14 protein-coding genes are annotated in these 17,057 nt (G+C 69.9%); 5 read left to right on the forward strand and 9 right to left on the reverse strand.

Going from position 1 to position 17,057, the window contains the following annotated elements; genetic code table 11:
* Window positions 1-130: 130 nt before the first annotated feature.
* Window positions 131-802: a transcriptional repressor LexA gene (gene lexA, locus EDD29_RS34940; RefSeq protein ID WP_123668516.1), complete on the forward strand. Its 672-nt coding sequence runs from the start codon at window positions 131-133 to the stop codon at window positions 800-802.
* Between the two features lie 99 nt (window positions 803-901).
* On the opposite strand, the gene EDD29_RS34945 is transcribed toward lexA, so the two are convergent.
* Together EDD29_RS34945 and leuS are read right to left on the reverse strand one after the other, a co-directional pair.
* Window positions 902-1,609 (reverse strand): nucleotidyltransferase family protein, encoded by a 708-nt coding sequence (locus EDD29_RS34945; RefSeq protein ID WP_123668517.1) that lies wholly within the window; start codon window positions 1,607-1,609, stop codon window positions 902-904.
* Window positions 1,610-1,705: 96 nt separating this feature from the next.
* Window positions 1,706-4,177, reverse strand: a complete 2,472-nt coding sequence (gene leuS, locus EDD29_RS34950) for a leucine--tRNA ligase (protein ID WP_123668518.1) — start codon at window positions 4,175-4,177, stop codon at window positions 1,706-1,708.
* A gap of 301 nt (window positions 4,178-4,478) precedes the next feature.
* Here leuS and EDD29_RS34955 point away from each other — a divergent pair, with 301 nt between their 5' ends.
* Window positions 4,479-6,023 (forward strand): long-chain-fatty-acid--CoA ligase, encoded by a 1,545-nt coding sequence (locus tag EDD29_RS34955; protein ID WP_123670867.1) that lies wholly within the window; start codon window positions 4,479-4,481, stop codon window positions 6,021-6,023.
* A gap of 66 nt (window positions 6,024-6,089) precedes the next feature.
* Here the strand turns inward: EDD29_RS34955 and EDD29_RS34960 are convergent, their stop codons facing one another.
* Window positions 6,090-7,637 carry a GMC family oxidoreductase gene (locus EDD29_RS34960; RefSeq protein ID WP_123668519.1) on the reverse strand — a complete coding sequence of 516 codons (1,548 nt, stop codon included), beginning with the start codon at window positions 7,635-7,637 and terminating at the stop codon, window positions 6,090-6,092.
* Window positions 7,638-7,731: 94 nt separating this feature from the next.
* The gene (locus tag EDD29_RS34965) at window positions 7,732-9,093 is read right to left on the reverse strand and encodes an aspartate aminotransferase family protein (protein ID WP_123668520.1); all 1,362 of its coding nucleotides are present in this window, start codon (window positions 9,091-9,093) and stop codon (window positions 7,732-7,734) included.
* Window positions 9,094-9,270: 177 nt separating this feature from the next.
* On the opposite strand from EDD29_RS34965, the gene EDD29_RS34970 reads away from it, so the two are divergent.
* Both EDD29_RS34970 and EDD29_RS34975 read left to right on the forward strand, forming a co-directional pair.
* Window positions 9,271-10,143: an alpha/beta fold hydrolase gene (locus tag EDD29_RS34970; RefSeq protein ID WP_123668521.1), complete on the forward strand. Its 873-nt coding sequence runs from the start codon at window positions 9,271-9,273 to the stop codon at window positions 10,141-10,143.
* A gap of 79 nt (window positions 10,144-10,222) precedes the next feature.
* The gene (locus tag EDD29_RS34975) at window positions 10,223-11,470 is read left to right on the forward strand and encodes a cytochrome P450 (protein ID WP_123668522.1); all 1,248 of its coding nucleotides are present in this window, start codon (window positions 10,223-10,225) and stop codon (window positions 11,468-11,470) included.
* 73 nt (window positions 11,471-11,543) lie between these two features.
* Here the strand turns inward: EDD29_RS34975 and EDD29_RS34980 are convergent, their stop codons facing one another.
* From EDD29_RS34980 to EDD29_RS35000, 5 genes are all read right to left on the reverse strand, one after another.
* Window positions 11,544-12,407, reverse strand: coding sequence for a hypothetical protein (locus EDD29_RS34980; protein WP_148086195.1), 864 nt, complete (start codon window positions 12,405-12,407; stop codon window positions 11,544-11,546).
* Between the two features lie 91 nt (window positions 12,408-12,498).
* Complete coding sequence (locus EDD29_RS34985) at window positions 12,499-13,761, reverse strand: SAM-dependent methyltransferase (protein WP_123668524.1); 1,263 nt, start codon at window positions 13,759-13,761, stop codon at window positions 12,499-12,501.
* Window positions 13,758-15,089: an FAD-binding oxidoreductase gene (locus EDD29_RS34990; protein WP_123668525.1), complete on the reverse strand. Its 1,332-nt coding sequence runs from the start codon at window positions 15,087-15,089 to the stop codon at window positions 13,758-13,760. The genes EDD29_RS34985 and EDD29_RS34990 overlap by 4 nt, the downstream gene beginning before the upstream one ends.
* A gap of 93 nt (window positions 15,090-15,182) precedes the next feature.
* Complete coding sequence (locus tag EDD29_RS34995; RefSeq protein ID WP_246053161.1) at window positions 15,183-15,674, reverse strand: DUF1707 and DUF4870 domain-containing protein; 492 nt, start codon at window positions 15,672-15,674, stop codon at window positions 15,183-15,185.
* Window positions 15,675-15,732: 58 nt separating this feature from the next.
* Entirely contained in the window at window positions 15,733-16,536 is an 804-nt protein-coding gene (locus tag EDD29_RS35000; RefSeq protein ID WP_148086196.1) for a polysaccharide deacetylase family protein, read from the reverse strand.
* A 123-nt stretch (window positions 16,537-16,659) separates the two neighbouring features.
* Between EDD29_RS35000 and EDD29_RS35005 the strand changes: the two genes are divergently transcribed.
* Window positions 16,660-17,004 (forward strand): hypothetical protein, encoded by a 345-nt coding sequence (locus EDD29_RS35005; protein ID WP_123668527.1) that lies wholly within the window; start codon window positions 16,660-16,662, stop codon window positions 17,002-17,004.
* Window positions 17,005-17,057 lie beyond the last annotated feature (53 nt).

Genomic DNA, 17,057 nt, shown 5'->3' on the forward strand with positions numbered 1-17,057 from the left:
ACGGATGTACGATGGTGGCCGCGGACACGCTAACGTTCTTCGTGGCGACGCTCCGTGGCGACGCCGTGCGCTTTGTGCGGCGGCGAAGACCAGGCAAGCGAACTCGTGCACGAAGGAAGGGGAAGGCGCCATGAGCAAGGTCTCCCAGACGCCTGAGGGACCCCTGGACGAAGGCGGCCTCACCCAGCGCCAGCGCATGGTACTCGAGGTGATCCGGGATTCGGTCCAGCGCCGCGGCTACCCGCCGTCGATGCGCGAGATCGGCGAAGCGGTCGGCCTCACCAGCACGTCCAGTGTCTCCCATCAGCTGCGCACACTCCAGCGCAAGGGCTTCCTGCGCCGCGATCCCAACCGCCCGCGCGCGGTGGAGGTCCGGATGCAGGGCAAGCCCACTCCTGCCGAGGGAGAATCCTTCGCGCGGGGCCCTGAGCCCGCGTATGTGCCCCTCGTGGGCCGTATCGCGGCCGGTGGCCCCATCCTCGCCGAAGAGTCCGTCGAGGACGTCTTCACGCTGCCCAAGCAGCTGGTCGGCGAGGGTGAGCACTACCTGCTCAAGGTGCAGGGCGACTCGATGATCGAGGCGGCCATCGCCGACGGCGACTGGGTGGTCGTGCGCCAGCAGCCCGACGCCGACAACGGCGACATCGTCGCCGCGATGATCGACGGCGAGGCCACCGTCAAGACGTTCAAGCGCAAGGACGGGCACGTCTGGCTGCTCCCCCAGAACTCGGCCTACGAACCGATCCCCGGCGACTCCTCCAGCGTCCTGGGCAAGGTCGTGGCGGTTCTCCGCAAGATCTGAAGAGTCGCCCGCGGGCGGCTCTTCGCATTTCCGCGCCCCTCGCCCCGTCGGCGTCGCCGACGGGGCGAGGCCGTATCCGCTCCCCGGTCCGCGCCCGCGTCAGGCGGCCCAGTCCAAGAGCTTGAGCTCCCGGTTGGCCTCCTGCAGGTCCCTGGCGCTGTCGATCGCGCGCCAGTAGCCGTCGATGTCGTAAGCGGCGAGCCGGCCTTGCGCGGCGAGCCGCGGGAACGTGACCGCCTCGTGGTCGCCGAGGTCGGGCAACAGCGCGGTGGTCTCGGGCGCGAACAGCTGCACTCCCGCATTGACCTTCTGCGGCAGCACCGGCGCCGTCTCGAAGCCGTGGATCCGCCCGTCCGCCCCCACGTCGACGATCCCGTAGGGCGACCGGAGCGCGGCGACCCCCAGGGTCGCGGCGGCGCCCGACGCGGTGTGCCGCTCGGCGAGTCCGGCCAGCGGGAACCGGGTGACGATGTCCCCGTTGAGCGCCAGCCAGGCCTCGTCCGCCAGCGGCAGGGCCCGCGCGGCGTACTTGAGCCCGCCGCCGCGGCCGAGCGGCCGCTCCTCCACCACCACGGTCACCTCCAGCGGCAGCGTCCTGCCCAGCAGGTGCCGCTGGAGCACGTCCGCGCGGTATCCGCAGGAGAGCACGGCGTGCTCGACCCCCTCGTCGGCCAGCCAGGAGAGCTGGTGCTCGAGGATCGGCTTGCCGCCGACGTCGACGAGCGCCTTGGGCACCCGGTCGGTGTAGGGCCTGAGCCGGGTGGCGTTGCCTCCGGCCAGGATGACGGCCTGCCTCACCTGGGTCACGCTGGGACCTCCTGTCGTCGGGAAGGTCCCAGCGTGCCCGGCCGACGTTACGTCCGGGTGACCCGCCGCCGACGGTTTGTTAAGTCGGCGAGGCGGTCAGACGACGATGTTGACGATCTTCGGCGCGCGCACGATCACCTTGCGCACCGCGGCGTCGCCGATCGCGGCCTGGACCTTCGCCGAGGCCAGTGCCAGCTTCTCCAGCTCGTCCTCGGCGATGTCCGGCGCCACCTCCAGGCGGTCGCGGACCTTGCCCTTCACCTGCACCACGCAGGTCACCGACTCCTGCACCAGCAGCGCGGGATCCGCGACGGGCCAGGAGACCCGGGCGATGGAGGTGTCGGCGCCGTGGCCCAGCTTCTCCCAGGCCTCCTCGGTGATGTACGGGGCGGCGACCGACAGCATGATCGCCAGCGCCTCGGCCGCCTCGCGCACCGCGGGGTCGCCCGCACCGGGGCCGCTGTCGATGGCCTTGCGGGCCGCCGACGTCAGCTCCATCAGACGCGCGATGGCGACGTTGAACCGGTGCCCCTCGACCAGCCGGGTGACCTCGTCGACCGTCCGGTGGGTGAAGCGGCGCAGGTCGGTGTCGCCCGCGGCGAAATCGACGCCGGGCTCGCTCGTCACGTCGGTCATGACCCGGTAGGCCCGGGCCAGGAACTTCTGAGAGGCGGCCGGGGAGACGTCGGCCCAGTCGATGTCGTCCTCCGGCGGGCCGCCGAACAGCATGGTCAGCCGGACGGCGTCGACACCGAACTCGTCGATCTGCTTGCCCAGGTCGACGCCGTTGCCCAGGGACTTGGACATCGCCTTGCCCTGGTTGATCACCTGGCCCTGGTTCAGCAGCCGGGTGAAGGGCTCGGTGAAGTCGATCATGTCCATGTCGTACAGCACCTTGGTGAAGAACCTGCAGTACAGCAGGTGCATCACCGCGTGCTCGATGCCGCCGATGTACTGGTCGGCGGGCATCCACTGCTTGACCTTGGCCGGGTCGAACGGGCCGCCGGTGTAGCCGGGCGAGGTGTAGCGCAGGAAGTACCAGGACGAGTCGACGAAGGTGTCCATGGTGTCGGTGTCCCGCTTGGCGGCGCCACCGCACTTGGGGCAGTCGACGTTGACCCAGTCCGTGGCCGCGGCCAGCGGGGAGATCCCCTTGGGGGCCAGGTCGGCGCCGCGCAGGTCGTCGGGCAGGGTGACCGGCAGCTGGTCGTCCGGGACGGGCACCTCGCCGCAGTCCGGGCAGTGGATGATCGGGATCGGCGTGCCCCAGAACCGCTGCCGGGACAGCAGCCAGTCGCGCAGCCGGAAGTTGACGGTGCCGTGGCCCAGGCCCTTGTCCTCCAGGATCGAGATGATCTTGGTGATGGCGTCGGCCTTGGTCAGCCCGTCCAGCGGACCGGAGTTGACCAGCCTTCCCTCGCCCGGGGTGGCGGTGCCCGTGGCGTTCGGGTCCTCGGCGCCGGTCTCCAGCACCACCTTGACCGGCAGGCCGAACGCGCGGGCGAAGTCCAGGTCGCGCTGGTCGTGCGCGGGCACCGCCATGATGGCGCCGTGCCCGTAATCGGCCAGCACGTAGTCGGCGGCCCACACCGGAATCCGCTCGCCGTTCACCGGGTTGACCGCGTGGACGCCCAGGAAGACGCCGGTCTTCTCCTTCTCGGTGGACAGCCGGTCGATGTCGCTCAGCTTGGCGACCTCGGCCCGGTAGGCGTCCAGCGCCGCCCGCTGCTCATCGCTGACGATCTGCTCGGCCAGCGGCGCGTCGGCGGCCACGACGAAGAAGGTCGCGCCGTACAGGGTGTCGGGGCGGGTGGTGTAGACGGTGACGGGCCCGTGGCCTTCGATCTCGAAGGTGACGTCCGCGCCCTCGGAGCGCCCGATCCAGTTGCGCTGCATGGTCAGCACCCGGTCGGACCAGCCGCCCTCGATCTGCTTCATGTCGTCCAGCAGCCGCTGCGCGTAGTCGGTGATCTTGAAGTACCACTGGGTCAGCTCACGCCGCACGACATCGGCGCCGCAGCGCTCGCACCTGCCGGCGACGACCTGCTCGTTGGCCAGCACCGTCTGGTCGTTGGGGCACCAGTTGACCAGGCCGCCCTTGCGGTAGGCCAGGCCGCGCTCGAAGAACCGGGTGAACATCCACTGGTTCCACCGGTAGTAGTCCGGGTCGCTGGTGTGCAGGCGGCGCGACCAGTCGAAGGAGATCCCGTAGCGCCGGAAGGAGTTCGCCTGCGTCTCGATGTTGGCGTAAGTCCACTCCGCGGGGTGGGCGTTGCGCTTGATCGCGGCGTTCTCCGCGGGCAGGCCGAAGGAGTCCCAGCCGATCGGGTGCAGGACGTTGTAGCCCTTGTGGAACCAGTAGCGCGCGATCACGTCGCCGATCGCGAAGACCTCGCCGTGGCCCATGTGCAGGTCGCCCGACGGGTAGGGGAACATGTCCACCACGAAGCGGCGCTCGCGCGGGTCCGCGGGGTCGTCACTGGCGGCGAAGGTGCCGAGCTCGGCCCAGCGGTCCTGCCACTTGTCCTGGACTGCGCGGACGTCGTACTGCTGCTCTTCGTCGCTCACTGGGTGTCCTTTTCCGGTTCGCTGCCTCTAGCAATGAAGAAGCCCCTCACACAGGGAGGGGCTGCCGCGCCGACCTGGTCCGCCCGGAAAACGCCTTCGGCGTGCCCGGGACCTCGGTCAACGCGGCCGGCTGAGAAGCAGCCACGATCGCATAGCCCAAGAATAGCGCAAGAGCAAGAAACCTCGGGTTTTCCTTGACGGCCTGCGCTCCGCCTCTAGATGTGGATCATGTTCCACGGTTGGATGTGGTCACCCCCACATGAAGTTCACCGACCAGCCCCTGGCGCGAGGAGTCAAGTCCATGCTCAACCTGTCCGTGCTGATCGAGGACGCCGCCCGCGAGACCCCCGACCGGGACGCGGTCGTCTTCGGCGAAATGCGCCTTTCCTACGCGTTCATCAACACGGTCGCCAACCAGGTCGCCAACCTCCTGGTGGCTCGGGGCATCCAGCCGGGGGACAAGGTCGCGATCTCCTCGCCGAACCTGCCCTACTTCCCGATGGTCTACTTCGGCATCCTCAAGGCGGGCGCCGTGGTCGTCCCGCTGAACGTCCTGCTCAAGCCCCGCGAGGTCGCCTACCACCTTGCCGACTCCGACGCCAAGGCGCTCTTCTGCTTCGAGGGCACCCCCGAGCTGCCCATCGGCGAGGCGGGTTACGCGGGCTTCAAGGAGGCCGCGGACTGCGAGCACTTCTTCCTGCTCCCCGCCAACCCCGCCGCGACCGAGCCCGCGATCGAGGGCGCCGAGCTGTTCTGGGCGGCGCTGGCGGGCCAGGCCTCGACCTTCGAGCCGGTCATCACCGAGGCGACCGACACCGCGGTGGTGCTCTACACCTCCGGCACCACCGGCCAGCCCAAGGGCGCCGAGCTGACCCACGGCAACATGATGATGAACGCCATGGTCGCCGACGGCCTGTTCGAGAAGTCCCTGCACGACACCTTCCTCGTCGCGCTGCCGCTGTTCCACATCTTCGGCCAGACCTGCGTCATGAACGTCGGCATCTACCGCCGCGCGACCCTGGTCCTGGTGCCGCGCTTCGAGGTCAAGGCCGCCGTCGAGCTCCTGGTCAAGGAGAAGGTGAACGTGTTCGCCGGCGTCCCGACCATGTGGTGGGCGCTGACCGCCGACGACACCTCGGCCGACGACGTCGCCGCGATCACCGAGAACCTGCGGGTCGCCGTCTCCGGTGGCGCGGCGCTGCCGCTGGAGGTCATCAAGGGCGTCAAGGCGAAGTTCGGCGCGGACATCCTCGAGGGCTACGGCCTGTCCGAGACGTCCCCGGTGGCCGCGTTCAACCGCCCGGACCGGGAGACCAAGGCCGGCTCGATCGGCCTGCCGGTCTGGGGCGTGGAGCTGAGGCTCATCGACGACGACTGGAAGACGATCGAGGGCGAGGGCCCCGGTGAGATCGCGATCCGCGGCCACAACATCATGAAGGGCTATTACAACCGGCCCGAGGCGACCGCCGACGCGATCAAGGACGGCTGGTTCCGCACCGGCGACCTGGCGAAGCGCGACGACGAGGGCTACTACTACATCGTCGACCGCTCCAAGGACATGATCATCCGCGGTGGCTACAACGTCTACCCGCGCGAGATCGAGGAGATCCTCATGACGCACCCGGCCGTCTCCCTGGCCGCGGTCGTGGGCGTCGCGCACGACAGCCACGGCGAGGAGGTCAAGGCGTACATCATCAAGACCCCGGGCGCCGAGATCACCGAGGCCGAGCTCATCGCGTGGGGCAAGGAGCAGTTCGCGAACTACAAGTACCCGCGCATCGTGGAGTTCCGCGACGCGCTGCCGATGACCGCCACCGGCAAGATCCTCAAGCGCGAGCTGCGCTAGCCGTACCGGGGGCCCGGCCCGCGCCGGACCCCCGGTACGTGCCGCGTCCGGGCCGGGTCCCGTCCATCAGCCCTTGATGAGGTCGGCGGCCTTCTCGCCGATCATGATCGCGGGGGCGTTGGTGTGGCCCCGGATGATGCGCGGCATCACCGAGGCGTCGGCGACGCGCAGGCCGTCGATCCCGCGCACGCGGAGTTCGGGGTCCACGACGGACGCCTCCTCCACGCCCATCCGGCAGGTTCCGACGGGGTGGTAGAGCGTCTCGGCGTGCGCCCGGATGTAGGCGCGCAGGGCCGCGGGGTCGTCGGCGCCCGTGTAGGGCGCGTAAGGCTCGGCGGTGTAGGGCGCCAGCGCCTCGGTCGCGAAGAGCCGTTCGGCCTCGCGGATCCCGAAGGCGAGCCGCTCGAGGTCGGTGTCGCCGGTCAGGTAGGCGGCGTCGATCTCGGGGTGCGCGGCCGGATCGGCCGAGGCGAGCCGGAGCGACCCGACGCCGTCCGGCTGGAGCAGCACCACCCCGATCGTCAGCGCGTCGCCGGACGGCTCGCGCAGCCCGTGCTCGACGAACGGCACCGGCGCGAAGATGAGTTCGAGGTCGGGCGCGGGCAGCGCGTCGTCGCTGCGCAGGAAGGCGACGGCCTCGCCGACGTTCGAGGTGAACGGCCCCTTGCGCCGGCCGAGGTAGCGGGCGAGCCCGCTCGCGGTGCCCGCGCTGGCGAGCGTCACCTTGCGCGGGCAGGCGCGCAGCACCGGGATCGACAGGTGGTCCTCCAGGTACTGCCCCACGGACGGGCTGGGGTGCGCCACCGCGATGCCGTGCTCGGCCAGGTGAGCGGGGTCGCCGACCCCGGACAGGAGGAGCAGGTGCGGGGAGCCGATGGCCCCGGCGCACAGCACCACCTCGCGCCGTGCCCGGGCCTCCTGCCCCCCGTAGGCGACGCCGACGGCCCGCCCGTCCGTGATCAGCACCTTGGCGACCTGGACGCGGGTGATGACGGTGAGGTTGGGCCGGTCGAGGACGGGCTTGAGGTAGGCGTCGTGCGCCGACCAGCGCCTGCCGCGCTTCTGCGTGACGGGTGTCGGCCCGAACCCCTCGGCGTCGGCGCCGTTGACCTCGGCGAGGCGGGTGTGCCCGGCCTCGGCGCACGCCGCGAGGAACGCCGCGGTGGTGACGTTCGGGTCGCGCAGCTCCTCGACGTGCAGGGGCCCGTCGGTGCCGTAGACGCCGCCCTCGTTGGAGCCGACCCGGCGCTCGGCCCGCCGGAAGTAGGGCAGGACGTCGTCGTAGGACCAGCCGGGCACGTCCCAGCCGTCGTAGTCGGCCCGGCCGCCGCGCAGCCACATCATCGCGTTGATGCTCGAGGAGCCGCCGAGGACCTTGCCGCGCGGCCAGTAGAGCGAACGGCCGTCCAACGCGCTCTGGGCGGCGGTCTTGTAGTCCCAGTCCGCGTCGGTCTTGAACAGCTTGGGGAACGCCGCGGGGATGTGGAACTCCTTGGCGTCGTCGCCGCCCCCGGCCTCGATGAGCGCGACCGTGACCGCAGGGTCCTCCGACAGCCGCGCGGCCAGGACGCACCCGGCCGATCCGGCGCCGACGATCACGTAGTCGTAGTCCAAGGGGGTCCTCCGGGGTGTGGGGCGGGCCGACACCCCGGAGTGAACACCGCGCGCGGCGGTGGTGTCTACGGCTTCCCGGGAGGTTCCGGATCCACTACAGCTTCGTCCAGGCCTCGGTGAGGACGGCGCGGAGCTTCTGCTCGATCTCGTCGAAGTGGGACTGGTCGCAGATGAGCGGCGGGCTCAGCTGGATGACGGGGTCGCCCCGGTCATCGGCCCGGCAGTACAGGCCGATGTCGAACAGGGCCTTGGACAGGAAACCGCGCAGGAGCCGTTCGGACTCGTCGTCGTTGAAGGTCTCCCGGGTCGCCTTGTCCTTGACCAGCTCGATCCCGTAGAAGAAGCCGTCGCCGCGCACGTCGCCGACGATGGGCAGGTCGCTCAGCTTCTCCAGGGTGGCGCGGAAGGGGCCCTCGTTGCGCAGGACATGGCCGAGGAGGTCCTCGCGCTCGAAGATGTCGAGGTTGGCCAGGGCCACGGCCGCGGAGACGGGGTGCCCGCCGAAGGTGTAGCCGTGGGCGAACATGGTGTCGCCGTGCTTGAACGGCTCGAACAGCCGGTCGCTGACGAGCATCGCGCCGAGCGGGGAGTACCCGGAGGTGAGGCCCTTGGCGCTGGTGATGATGTCGGGCCGGTAATCGAACTTCTGCGCGCCGAACATGGTGCCGAGGCGGCCGTAGGCGCAGATGACCTCGTCGGAGACGAGCAGGACGTCGTACTTGTCGCAGATCTCGCGGACCCGCTGGAAGTAGCCGGGGGGCGGTGGGAAGCAGCCTCCCGCGTTCTGGACGGGTTCGACGAAGAAGGCGGCGACGGTGTCGGGGCCTTCGAAGAGGATGGCCTCCTCGACCCGGTCGGCGGCCCAGCGGCCGAACGCCTCGACCTCCTCGCCGTGCTCGGTCGCGCGGTAGAAGTTGGTGTTGGGGACCCGGAACGTCGACGGCACGAGCGGTTCGTAAGGCTGCTTGAACGCGGGGATGCCGGTGATGGACAGCGCGCCCTGGGTGGTGCCGTGGTAGGCGGTCTGGCGGCTGAGCACCTTGTGCTTGAGCGGCTTGCCGACCAGCTTGAAGTAGTGCTTGGCGAGCTTCCAGGCCGACTCGACGGCCTCGCCGCCGCCGGTGGTGAAGAAGACGCGGTTGAGGTCGCCGGGGGCGGCCGCCACGAGCCGTTCGGCGAGTTCGGCGGCCTTGGGGTGGGCGTAAGACCAGAGCGGGAAGAACGCGAGTTCCCTCGCCTGCTTGGCCGCGGCCTCGGCGAGTTCCTCGCGGCCGTGGCCGGCCTGGACCACGAAGAGCCCGGCGAGGCCGTCGAGGTACCGCTTGCCCTTGTCGTCGTAGATGTAGGCGCCGTCACCGCGGACGATCATCGGCACCGCGGCGCCGTTCTCGTGCACGGAGTGCCGGGTGAAGTGCAACCAGAGGTTGTCGCGAGCCGCTGCCTGTAGGTCCGTCATCTCTCATCCTTGGGCGACATCAACTTATTTCGTCGTCGTTACGGACACTTGACACTGATTCCCGCGCCGTAGCCTGATTCCACAACGGTATCCGAAGTTCTCCAGCGCGGCGAGCCCCGCTCCCACACCAGAATCGGGTTCTAGCCGAGGCGCGCCGGGCGCAGTACCGTCGCCGCCATGACCGAGACGACGACGATCAAGGCCAATGGGATCGAGTTCGCCTGCCGCACCGCCGGTCCCGCCGACGGCCCCTTGGCCCTCCTCCTGCACGGGTTCCCCGACACCCCTCGCTCCTGGCGCTTCCTCATGCCCGCACTCGCCGACGCCGGATTCCGCGTCGCGGCCCCCTTCATGCGCGGCTACGCGCCGACGGGCACCGCGCCGGACGGCGACTACCGGGCGGGCGCGCTCGGAGCCGACGCCAACGCCCTGCACGAGGCGCTCGGCGGGGACTCCTCGGCCGTACTGGTGGGCCACGACTGGGGCGCGGCCTCGGTCTACGCCGCGATCCGCCAGGACCCGTCCCGGTGGCGGCGCGGCGCCACCCTCGCGCTGCCGCCGCTGCCCGCGCTGCTGTCCGGCTTCTTCACCTATCCCCAGCTCAAGCGGTCCTTCTACATCTTCCTGTTCCAGACGCCGCTCGCCGAGATGGCCCTGGACCGCCCCTTCGTCGAGGGGCTGTGGCGCGACTGGTCCCCCGGGCACACCGAGGACGTCGGCCACATCATGGACGCGCTCGGCACGCCGGAGAACATCGCCGCGGCCCTCGGGTACTACCGGGCGATGCTCGCCCCCGAGAACCTCGGCGCGGAGGCGACGGCCTCCGCGGGCGCGGTCGACGTACCCCTGCTCTACCTGCACGGCGCGGACGACGGCTGCCTCGGCCTCGACGCCGTCGGCCCGGCCGGCGCCGACGGCACGCCGGACCTCTCCACCATCACCGCGCACCTTCCGGCGGGCTCGCGCGCCCGGATCGTGCCCGGCGCGGGCCACTTCCTCCAGGTGGAGCAGCCGGAGGCGGTGAACGCCGCGATCCTTGAGTGGCTGTGACCCAGGTAACATACAGTGTACGTAGAAGGTTTGGCATGATGCACGAACCGAATGTTGTTCTAAAGCCGAGGGGCGGGACATGCTCAACGTCGAGGACATCGACCTGACCGAATGGGCCTTCTGGGAGCGTCCGTTCGCGGAACGCAACGAGGGCTTCCGCCTCCTGCGCGAGCACGGCTCCCCTCGGCACTTCCGCGAGCTCCCCGCGGGCTTCGGCGACCCGGGACCCGGCTACAGGGCCCTGGTCACCTACGCGGACGTGGTCGAGGCCTCGCGGCGCCCCCAGGACTTCTGCTCCGGACAGGGCGCGATCAGCATCCCCGACATGCCGACCGAGGTGAACGAGTACTTCGGCTCCATGATCAGCATGGACGACCCGCGGCACGCCAAGATCCGCCGGATCGTCTCGCGCGCCTTCTCGCCGCGCATGATCCAGCGGTTCGAGGACCAGGTCGAGACCGTCGCCGAGCTGATCGTCGACGACCTCCGCGCGGGCAAGGGCACCGGCGACTTCGTGCTCGACGTCTCCTGCCGCCTCCCCTTGAAGATCATCTGCGACATGATGGGCATTCCGGAGTCGGCCTACCAGGACGTCCTGGACTCCTCCAATGTCATCCTCGCCGGCAACGACCCCGAGTACCTGCCGTCGAACGACTTCGAGGGCATCATGCTCAAGCTCGCCGCGGCGGGCGAGACCCTCCAGAACCTCGTGCAGGATCTCAGCCGCGAGCGCAAGGGCAAGGACGGCGACGACCTCATCTCGCTGCTCATCAACGCCAACATCGACGGCGAGTCGCTCACCCCGCAGGAACTCGGCTCGTTCTTCATCCTGCTGGCGGTCGCGGGCAACGAGACCACGCGCAACGCCATCTCGCACGGCCTGCACCTGTTCACGCAGCACCCCGAACAGCGGGCCCTGCTGCTGTCGGACTACGAGGCGCACGCACCCGGCGCGATCGAGGAGATCGTCCGGTTCGTCTCCCCGGTCATCTGGATGCGGCGCACCGCCACCCGCGACACCACGCTCAACGACCACGAGATCAAGGCGGGCGAGAAGCTCGTCCTGTACTACGGCTCGGCCAACCGCGACGCGACGGTCTTCACCGACCCCGACGAGTTCGACATCGCCCGCTCGCCCAACCCGCACATCGGCTTCGGCGGCCCCGGCCCGCACTTCTGCCTGGGCGCGCACCTCGCCCGCCGCGAGGTCAACGTCATGTTCCGCCGCCTCTTCGCCGCCTTCCCCGAAATCCGCTCCGGTGAGCCCGACCGCCTCTTCTCCAATTTCATCAACGGCATCAAGCACCTCCCCTACACCCTCTCCTGAACCCACACCCCACGCGTCCGATGCCGCCCCGGCCGGTCACCCGGTCCGGGGCGGCTCGGCTCAGCGGGCCGCGTCACCATGCCAGTTCGGTCACCACGTCCTCCCTCCAGGAGCCTGTGCGGCGGGCAGGGCCACGGGGGGCGGGGGCCACGACCGACAGGAGGGTGGGCGGGCCGCCCGGGGTGCCGGGGTCGAGGCGGAGCGCCAGGAGCGCGGCGCCGCGGCGGTGCGGGCAGCCCGCGGTCGCCCGGCCGACCTCGGCGGCGGTGAGCCCGACCTCGGCCGGGATCTCCCGGAAGGCGCTAGCCGGCGCCGCCTCCAGATCGGCCCACTGCTCGAGCAGCAGGTGCTGCGCGAGCCCTGACAGCACGTCGGACCACGGCCGGCGCAACTCCTCCGGGATCCGCGTGACGCGCAGTTCGGGCAGCCCGAGGACGGCGAGCCCCGCGGTCGTCAGGGTCCAGCCCCTACCGCGGTCCTCCGGGACGGACACCACGCCGATCCACTCGGCCGCCGCGAACTCCCCGGGCCCGTCGTCGAACGGCTCCGGCGGACCCGACCACGGCTCCACGTCGCCCGTCACCGCGTCCAGGAGGATCCCTCCGGTCTCCTCGGCCAGCACGAAGGCGAGCGCCGCGGCCTCGGTGAGATGGCGCGGCGGCCAGCGCGGACCGCCCACCGCGCTGACCCGCAGATGGAAGTCCGCCGCGCGCATCCGGCGCACCAGACCGCTGTCGATGTCGAGCCCGCCGGGCACGCAGCGCGGACAGTGCGCGCTCGGCCCGATCAGCCACGGCAGCGGCGGCACCCCCGCCGTGACCAGCTCGACCAGCGCTAACGCACCGGACCCCAATCCCACGGGCAGACTCAGCGGCGCGGCGACCACGCACACCGCGCGCAGTTCGGCGGGGACCGGAAGCACAAATGTCTTGTCCATGCCGCGCACGCTACGCCCCGCCACCGACATTTCACGGAGCGGGGCGGCGACCCGGTGTCCGGATCGCCGCCCCGAAGCGGACCTCAGCCCGTCACATGCCCCAGGCGGACCTCAGCGGCATGCCCGCGTCGTTCGACTCCGGGAGCTTCACCCCGAGCACCTGGTGGAGCTGGATCATGTTCCGGTCGAAGCCGAGGCGACAGCCGGCCATGTACACCCGCCACACGCGGGCGATCTCCGGCCCCACCTCCGAGACCGCCTCGTCCCAGTGCTCGTCGAGGTTCCGGCACCAGTCCCGCAGCGTCATCGCGTAGTGCTCGCGGATGTTCTCCTCGTGGCGGATCTCGAACCCGTTGTCGTTCATCTCCGTGACGAGGTACCCCGGGCCCTCCAGCTCGCCGTCGGGGAACACGTAGCGGTTGATGAACCCGTCGGGCCTGATCGACGGCTGGAGGTTGTCCGGCCGGGTGATGCAGTGGTTCAGCATCCGCCCGCCCGGCCGCAGCTTGCCGTTCAGGAACGCGAAGTAGCCGGGGACGTTCGCCTGCCCGATGTGCTCGGTCAGGCCGATGGAGCTGACCGCGTCGAAGCCGCTCTCGACGACGTCGCGGTAGTCCATGTAACGGACCTCGGCGAGGTCGCTCAGCCCCTGCTCGGCGATGGCCTTCTGGGCCCACTCCGCCTGCTGCTTGGACAGCGTGACGCCCAGCGCCTTCACCCGGTGCTCGCGGGCGGCGTGCATCACCATGCCGCCCCAGCCGCAGCCGACGTCCAGCAGCCGCATGCCCGGCTCCAGGCCGAGCTTGCGCGCCACGAGCTCGTGCTTGGTGAACTGGGCCTCCTCCAGCGAGGAGTCCAGCTCGGGGTACACCGCGCAGGTGTAGGCCATCGACGGCCCGAGCACCCACTCGTAGAAGCGGTTGGAGACGTCGTAGTGGTGGTGGATCGCCTTCGCGTCCCGCCGCTTGGAGTGGCGGCGGAGCTTCCCGCCCTTCGGCGCCTCGACCGACGGCGGGTCGAGCCTCGTGGCGGCGGCCGCGCGCAGGAGCGGGTCGTCCAGGACGCCCGCGAGCACCCGCAGCCGGTCCCCCACCGAGATCTTCTCCAGCGTCTGCGAGAGCGTGCTCAGCGTGGTGTACATGTCTCCACGGACCTCGATATGGCCCGATACGTACGCCCGTGCCAGGCCGAGCAGGCCTGGCGAGCGCACGAGGTAGGAGATCGCGTAGGGACTGCGGATCTCCACTCTGATGTCGGAGCCGTGGCGTCCTGCCCGGCTCCCGTCGTAGGCCGCGAACTCGACGGGGACGTCCGCCCCGTGAGTGACTCTTTCAAAGACTTTCGCCAGGGTCATGTGCCCCTCACACACTTGTCGTAAAGGTCGTACAAGCGGCCCCCGGAGTCATAGCGCTCCTTGAGGGCCTGGTACGTCTTCCCGTCGTAGTGGCGCCAGAACTCGTCCCGCGCGTAGAAGGACGTCGAATACAGGGACTTGTGCCCGTCCAAGGAGTCGACCACGCGCTCGACGCGGCGGTTGTAATGGTCGGGCAGGCTGCCGGGCTGCTGCGGGACCGTCCCCCAGAAGCCGACGTTGACATAGCTGCGTCCGGGTTCGAGCGGATAAAGCGGCCACTTCTCTTGTGCCTTGAGCGGGCAGAGCCATATCGGACTCATGCCTACTTCCTTGTGGAAGAACTCAAGGAACTCGGGGAGACGTTCGGTGGGGACCTCGATGTCCTGGATGACGTCCTCGCGCGGCGGTTTGCCCGTCCAGCGGTCGAGGCGCGCGGTGACGTGCACGCGCTTGTCCCAGGCGACGATCTTCCGGTACACGTCGGAGCGCTTCTTGGCGGCGGGCCACAGGCGGCGGACCGCGGGCCGGTGCAGGCCGAAGGCGCCCGAGCACCAGAACCAGTCGGTGTCCCAGCGCCACAGGTAGTCGTGCACGGTCAGATAGTCGACCGAGCGCTCCTGGACGGACCGGAAGTAGATCTTCTGTCCGGTGTAGTCGGAGGTGTAGGGGGCCTCGTCGGTGAAGGTGCCGATCGAGAGGTAGATCTCGTCGGGGCCGAAGACGGTGCCGTCCAGGAAGTCGGCGTCGGTGACCTCGGCCATCGCCCGGGCGGCCTCGGCCGCGTCGGTGAAGCGGACGTGCCGGACCTTGACGAACGGTTTCACCGGGATGAGGTCGATGGTGAGCCGCACGGCGTAGCCGAGGGTGCCGTAGGAGTTGGGGAAGCCGTAGAAGAGGTCGGCGTGCTCGTTGTCGCGGCTCGCGGTGACGATCTCGCCGTCGCCGGTCATGATGTCCATCTCGCGGACCGCCTCGTGCGGCAGTCCGAGGCGGAACGACGTGGACTCGATGCCGAGACCGGTGACGGCGCCGCCGAGCGTGATGGTCTTGAGCTGGGGGACCACCGTGGGCATCATCCCGTGCGGCAGGGTGGCCGCCACGAGGTCCTCGTAGGTCGTCATCCCCTGGACCACCGCGGTCGTCCCGTCGATCCGCAGTACTCCGTCGAACCCGCTCACGTCGAGGCCGGGCGTGCCCGGGCTGTCCCGGAACCGGAAGAGGTTCGAGGTCGGTTTCGCCAGCCGCACGGGGGCTCCCGGCGGGATGGCGGCGTAGGACGCGCGGAGCGCGGCCACCGCTGCGTCATGTGAGGACTCGGTCACTGGCATGGGCGCCTCCCTCACTCGATCTTCACGCACAACTCATGCGGTAAACCTTTCCGTCCCGTAAATATTCCAGGTCCTTTACTTCTGAGACTCAGATCACTTGATGAGCCTGAGTGTCAGCGGGTATCGGAAGGAACCGCCCGTCAGAGCCGCGAGCCCCGCGACCAGTGACGCGATCCAGGCCACCGCGAACACGACACCTCCGACACCGAGCGTGACGATGGTGAAGATCAGGAGCGTCAGCTGGAAGTTGAGCGCCTCCACGGCGTGTGCCCGCACACGTGCGGAGCGCGGTCCCGAGACGAGCATCAGGACGAGCGGGCCGACGAAGCTGGTGAGCATCCCGGCGGCGTGCGCGAGCGCGCCGAGGACCTTGTCCTCGCTCGTCTCCTCGGCGTCGTGCGGGAGCCGCGGAGACAGGTCGCGGGTGAGCGGTTCAAGGTCGCCCCGCGTCTTGCCGGTCATGGCGAGGTGGACTCTCTGGTCGAGTTCCTCGGTGTCCAGCCTCCCGTCGGCGTAGGCGGTCTGGAGGACGTCGATGACGGATTCGCGCTCGGCGTGGCCGACGCGCATCTGGGTGGTGTCCATACTCCGATCGTCGCCGCAGGACCCGTCCTCCGCATCGGGGAGAACCCTGAAAATCCCCCTAGCGCGCGACCGACGTCTTCCGCTCCCGGTACTGGTGGCCCGGCTTGAGCACCGTCCCTTGGAAGAGCCTGCTGACCGTCACGAACCGGTAGCCCTTGGCGGCGAGCCCTTCCAGGATCGCGGGCACCGCGTCAACGGTGGTGGCGTGGATGTCGTGCATGAGCACCACACCGCCCGGGCGCGTCTCGGAGAGGACGCGACGGGTGACGAGCGACGAGCTCCGGTCCCGCCAGTCCATCGGGTCGACCGCCCAGATGATCTCCGGAAGCCCGAACGACGCGGCGACCTTCGCCACCCGCTCGTTGGACGAGCCGTAAGGGGGACGCAGCAGGACCGAGCGGTAGCCGGACTGCCGGAGGATGGCGTCCTGGGTCCGCTGGATCTGCGCGGTGACGCCTTCGGCGGACAGGCTCGCGAGGTCGGAGTGATCCCAGCTGTGGTTGGCGATCTCGTGCCCCGCCGCCACCTCTTTGCGGACGACGTCCGGGAACTCCTCGACCATTTTGCCGACGACGAAGAACGTCGCCAGCGCGTCATAGCGGGCCAGGATCTCCAGCAGGCGCTCGGTGTGCTCCATCGGGCCGTCGTCGAAGGTCAGCGCGACGCACTTGGCGCGGACGCACAGGTCGGGACGGCCGTCCGGGCCGAGCCCCCGGCGCGTCTCCGGGTCCGGCTCGCGGTAGACCATCGGCCGCACCAGCACCGGCACGTCCGCCACCGCGCGCGTGTGCTCCCGGTCGGGCGCCTCGCCGCAGGCCGCGAGCGCGACCAGTACGACCAGCGCCGCCATGAGCCGTTTCACTGTGCACCCCCGTCGCTGGAAACGCTGGTGAGATGCCCTTGTGATGATCTACAGGAACCTGATGTCGGATTTCTTCGTTATCGTTTTCCGTGCGCTTTTCCCCATGGTGATGATCGGACGGCGATGAGGTTCTGGGATCGTTTCGGGCTCAAGAGGCACCGCGGCGGTGCGATCCAGCGGTTCGACCGCGAGGCCACGAACGCCGATGTGAAGGCGCTGATCGCCTTCGCCAAGGACCGGCGCGGCGTGGAGTTCTTCGTCGAACCCGAGACCTTCGCCACCGACACCACGGCGGTGGCCGTCGCGCACGACGGCGAGTGGATCCGGCGCCGCGTCGGCGCCCCCGCGGTGATCGCCAAGGTCGCCCGCGACCTTGGCCTGCCGGTGTACGACGTCCAGATCGTCGGGTACCCGCCGCGGATGCGGGCGTGGAACGAGCGGAACAAGGGCGCCCGCGGCTACCTCTGAGCGCCGCGCCGGCCACCGGAAAAGTTATCCACAGGCCGTTCTGCGGGCCCGCG

Source organism: Actinocorallia herbida, assembly GCF_003751225.1.
In the GTDB taxonomy this organism is placed as follows: Bacteria; Actinomycetota; Actinomycetes; order Streptosporangiales; family Streptosporangiaceae; genus Actinocorallia; species Actinocorallia herbida.